The 4,837-nt window shown below is 73.9% G+C and carries 5 protein-coding genes; 1 reads left to right on the top strand and 4 read right to left on the bottom strand.

Annotated elements, in window-relative coordinates; genetic code table 11:
• The 3 genes from bshC to nadB form a co-directional block, all read right to left on the bottom strand.
• A partial coding sequence (gene bshC / locus KDM41_17240; GenBank protein ID MCB1185167.1) for a bacillithiol biosynthesis BshC occupies positions 1-919 on the bottom strand: 919 nt, incomplete at its 3' end.
• On the bottom strand, positions 916-1,719 hold the full coding sequence (locus KDM41_17235; protein MCB1185166.1) for a class I SAM-dependent methyltransferase: 804 nt from the start codon (positions 1,717-1,719) through the stop codon (positions 916-918). The genes KDM41_17235 and bshC, both read right to left, overlap by 4 nt.
• On the bottom strand, positions 1,716-3,377 hold the full coding sequence (nadB, locus tag KDM41_17230; GenBank protein MCB1185165.1) for an L-aspartate oxidase: 1,662 nt from the start codon (positions 3,375-3,377) through the stop codon (positions 1,716-1,718). Before nadB ends, KDM41_17235 begins: the two co-directional genes overlap by 4 nt.
• 167 nt (positions 3,378-3,544) lie before the next feature.
• Here nadB and KDM41_17225 point away from each other — a divergent pair, with 167 nt between their 5' ends.
• Positions 3,545-4,114 (top strand): hypothetical protein, encoded by a 570-nt coding sequence (locus KDM41_17225; protein MCB1185164.1) that lies wholly within the window; start codon positions 3,545-3,547, stop codon positions 4,112-4,114.
• A gap of 22 nt (positions 4,115-4,136) precedes the next feature.
• Here the strand turns inward: KDM41_17225 and KDM41_17220 are convergent.
• Positions 4,137-4,837 (bottom strand): tetraacyldisaccharide 4'-kinase (locus KDM41_17220; GenBank protein ID MCB1185163.1); only part of this gene is annotated, 701 nt, incomplete at its 5' end.

The raw sequence follows: 4,837 nt of genomic DNA, 5'->3' as shown, positions 1-4,837 counted from the left end.
TGCGCAGGAGCACGCCGGGGCGCAGGTCCGCCGCCGGCGCCGTGTCGCCCGCCGCCAGGGCTTCGCGGCGGCTGCCCGGCGCCCGGAAGAGCGGGCGGGCCAGGGAGCGTCCGCCGATCTGGGCGTGGAACCCGGCGGCCGCCAGGGCTGCGCCCCGTTCCCGCGCGAGCGACGCCAATTCCGCGCGGCGACGCAGGAGCTCCGCGTACAACGGCCCCGCCGCCTCGTGCAGCGCCGGATCGTCGCCCCGGACCACGACCAGCGGGAAGCCGGCGAAGAGTCGTCGGATCAACGCGGCCTGGACCGGCCCCCACGCCCCCCCGTGCTGCAGGGGCGTCCGGGCGAGCTGCTGCCCCGGCCCGTCCGGCAGCGCCGCCTCCCAGCCGGCGGACCACACCTCCGGTCCGCACCTGGCGAGGATGGCCCGCGCCGATTCCGGGCGCCGCAGGAGTCCGCGGGACGTCGCCCCGCGCAGTTCCCCCCGGTTGTCCCAGCCCACCGGCGCGAGGGCCTCGGCCAGGTCGTCGTCGGCGTCGCCGGACCAGAACACCGGTACGGTGGCCCGTCCGGCCGCCGACTCCCGGGCGGCGAGAGCGACGGCGGTCGCGATCTTGTGCAGGGTCAGCAGGGGGCCGCCGAGGAAGCCCGGCTGCTGGCCCGTGACGACCACCGCCGGCCCAGCGGCGGCGGAGGCGCCTTCCGCCTGGGCGGCCACGTGGGGAATGGCCCAGACCGGGGCCGTAACATCGGTCGGCGCGTCGGCGAGGCGCGCGAGTTCGGCGGCCGCCGTCGGGAGGCCGGGCACGGCTTCCCGCTGCAGCCACGCCCCGAAAAGGTGGCCCGGCGGCACGATCCCCGCCAGGGGGCCGCAAGCCTGGACCCGCAACGGCCCGGCCGGTGGGCGGGGGTCGCGGGTCATCGGGCTGTCCGTTCCGGTTGCCGGTAGACGAGGATCCAGCGGCTGCCGGCGCCGAGCGGCCGCCCGTCGTAGTCGCCGGCCGCGGCGGCGGGCGCGAGTCCCGCAGCGCGGGCCAGGTCGTCCAGTTCGGCTCTCGTGAACACGGCCACCTCCTCGGCGTAGGCCAGCCCGGCGGGCCCGACGCCCCACGCCCGGGCGGCGTCCTCGTGCCCGGGACGCGCCTCCAGGCGCACGTCCTTGACCACCTGGCGCGTGGCGGCCACGTAGCGTCGCACTTCGACGACCCGCACGGGGCCCAGTTCGCGCTCCCGGCCGTGCGGGGCGCCGTCACCCAGTTCCGCCTGCACGGCCTCCCCGTCAAAGTAGTCGAGAAACCAGTGCCCGCCCGGCGCGAGCACACGCGCGATGCCGGCGACCACCGCGGCGTGGGCCGCCGGCGGTCCGAAGTAGCCGAAGGCGGTGAAGAGGCTCAGCACGGTGCCGCAGCTGCCCGCGGCCAGGGGCAGGCACCGCATGTCGCCGCGCACCAGGGGCGCCGGGGCCCCGTCCGGGCGGGCGGTCGCCGCAGCCAGGAGATGCGGCGACAGGTCGAGCCCGAGGGTCCGGCGCTGGGGCGCCAGCAGGGCCAGATGCCGGCCGTCCCCGCAGCCCAGATCGAGGATCGGCTCGTGCAGCGGCGCCAGGGTCGGCAGCAGCGCGACCGCGCGCGCCGCCTCGTCCGCATCGCGGTGGCGATACAGCAGCGGGTAGTGGGCACCGAAGGCCGTCGCGAACCAGGGCCCGCCAGCGGGATCGGTCATGCGCCTGCCCCGCCCACCGGCTCGGAGCAGGTCTCCCCGTCCAGGGGCACGCCCCGGCGCAGCTCGGTGTCGGCCACGACGTCGCTCTTCAGGGGGTGGTCGGTGGTCGAGTGCAGGCCCCGGCTCTCGTGCCGGCTGCGGGCGCAGAGGACGATCAGTTCGGCCAGCAGGGCGATGTTGCGCAGCTCCACCACGTCCGGATTCGCCTCCTCGTGCCGGTGCAGGTCCTCCACCGTCTGCCGGATGGTGCGCACCCGCCGCAGGGCGATGTCGAGCCGCCCGCGGTCGCGCACGATGCCCACGTAGTCCCACATCACGCGGCGCACCAGGTCCCAGTCGTGCTCGAGCACGACGGCTCCGCTGCCCCGGGGACGGTCGTCGCCGCGGTCGCCGGGCAGCTTCACCTCCGGCGCGTCGCCGCCGAAGAGGCGCGGTTCGTCGCGCCCGCGCTCGGCCGCGCGGCTGGCGAAGTACACCGCCTCGAGCAGGCTGTTGCTCGCGAGCCGGTTGGCCCCGTGGATGCCCGTGCAGGCCACCTCGCCGATGGCGTACAGGCCCGGCAGGCTCGTGCGCGCGTCGCCGTCGGTGGCCACGCCGCCGCACATGTAGTGGGCCGCCGGCACCACGGGCACCGGCTGGCCGGCCATGTCGATGCCGAAGCGGGCACAGGTCTTCACCAGATGCGGGAAGCGCGCCTCGACCGCGGCCCGGTCCAGGTGCCGCAGGTCGAGGAAGGCGCACGGGCTGCCGCTGAGCTTCATCTCCTGGTCGATGCTGCGCGCCACGATGTCGCGCGGGGCCAGATCGGCCTGGTGGTGGTAGCGCGCCATGAAGCGCTCGCCGCGTTCGTTGATGAGCACGGCGCCCTCGCCCCGCACCGCCTCGCTGATGAGGAAGCTCTTGGCCTCGGGATGATACAGGCAGGTGGGATGGAACTGGACGAACTCGAGGTTCTTCACCAGGGCGCCGGCGCGGAAGGCCATGGCCAGGCCGTCGCCCGTGGCGATGTCCGGATTGCTCGTGTAGCTGTAGACCTTGCCGCAGCCCCCCGTGGCCAACACGACCACGTCGGCCAGGTAGGTGCGGCGCACGAGGGTGCGGCGGTCCAGGACCCGGGCCCCCACCACGCGCGCGGCGGCGTCGCCCGTCAGGCCGACCTCCTCGCCCCGCAGCAGTTCGAGCCCCATGTGGTCCTCGTGCAGCGTGATGTGCGGATGGGCGGCCGCGGCTTCGAGCAGGTGCGTCTCGATCTCGCGTCCCGTCAGGTCCTGGCAGTGCAGCACCCGCCGCCGCGAGTGCCCGCCTTCCCGGCCCAGGGCCCACTCGCCGCCGTCGCGGCTGAAGGGCACGCCGTAGGACACGAGGCGGTCGATCAGGGCCGGACCGGCCTCCACCATGCGCCTGACCGTGGCCTCGTCGCAGAGGCCGTCGCCGGCCACCAGGGTGTCCTCGATGTGGGATTCGAAGTCGTCCAGCGGGCTCACGGCCGCCGCGATGCCCCCCTGGGCGTAGTTGGTGTTGCTCTCCCGGCTCTCCTTCTTCGTGACCACCTGCACGGTGCCGTTTTCCGCGGCCAGCAGGGCGAATTGCAAGCCGGCGATCCCGGTGCCCACCACGAGATAGCGGCTGGTGACGGAATCCGAGGAATTTCGCGACATCTTGGACCACCAGGGGACCGGGTGAACCGGGGCGCCACGTTTGGCCCCGATCTTGGTAACCATGGATCATAATTTAATCTAAAGCGCCGTGGAGATCAGTCGAAAAGATTCCTGGTTTTGGGAAACGAACAATCCACGGGACGTCGAGTCCACCGGGAGGAACCAAAGTGAATGCCCGATCCCTCATGATTCTGCTGGCCCTGATGCTGGGCCTGTTCGCCCTGACCGGCTGCAGCACCGACAACAGCGAGCGCCAGCGCCTGGTGGCCGAAGCCGACCTGGTCAACGGCGGTTCGCCGCTGGTCGTGGCCGCCCTGAGCGACGCCGGCACCGGCACCGACCCGACCGACGACTACGTGCCCATCGAAACCCTCGAGGTCCTGTTCTCGGCCCGCCCCCTGAACGACACGATGGAGATCGAGCAGTACGGCCCGTACAGCAAGTTCATCGTCACGGCCTACGACCTGACCTGGGTCCCGGGCCCGGACGCTCCGGCCGCCCTGACCGACTACAACGTCGAGCGCGGCGCCCTGTCCGTGGCCATTCCGGTCTACGACGAGATCGAGTCTTCGGTCCTGGTGGGCAACCTGTCCATGAAGGCCGAGGCCTGGTTCCCCGGCAGCCCGTTCACGGCCGACCTGATGGTCACCTTCTACGGGCACGAGTCGAGCAGCGAGCACGAGGTGCAGCTCACGGTCGGCACCACCGTGCAGTTCCTCTACCTCGTTTCCGAGTAGGAACCGCCCCGGTCGACCGCGTTCAGACGAGGCGCCCGCCGACCACGTCGGCGGGCGTCTGGTCGTTCCCCCAGACGAGCTCGAGGTCGACCACCGCCGCCGCCAGGTCGGCCGGCCAGCCGCCCGCCAGCTTCACCCAGTCCTTGGCCGTGGTCACCACGCCGTCGCCTCCCGCCTCGCGCACGGCCGCGACGATGCGCGCCCGCACGTCGGCGCCGTAGGACGCGTGGTCCTCCAGGCGCACCGCCAGCACGGGCGCGGCGGACAACAGCCCCGTGGCCTCGGCCTCGAAGCGCTCCGGCCGGGCGATGCCCGAAACCAGCACGGGCCGCGCGGGCAAGTGCGCGTTCTCGCCCACCGTCACCAGCCGGCCCACGCGCCGGAAGCCCAGCACCTGCGCGCCGCCGCGGCCCCGCACCGGCACCTCGTCGCCCGACTCGACGAGCCACAGTCCGGCCCGCGCGGCCCCGACCGCGCCTTCGCGCCACGGCCCGAACGGAAAGACGGGGCCCGTCCCCGGCACCACCTCCGGGCCGTCCGGCCCCGGAGCCACCTGCCAGCGGTCGAGGATCAGTGCGTCGAGATGCCGCCCGACGCCGGCCGTCTGGTGGCCGTCCTCGAGCAGCACGACCCGCGGTGCGGCCCCTGCGACCACGGCCGCGGCCAGGCAGGCGGCCCGGTCGCGCGCCTGCACCACCCGCCAGCCGGTACCCGCCAGCCCGC

The sequence above is a fragment of the bacterium genome, assembly GCA_020440705.1.
GTDB lineage: Bacteria > Krumholzibacteriota > Krumholzibacteriia > LZORAL124-64-63 > LZORAL124-64-63 > JAGRNP01.
Note: the sequence above shows the minus strand (reverse complement) of the source record. Positions and strands in the feature narration are given on the sequence as shown.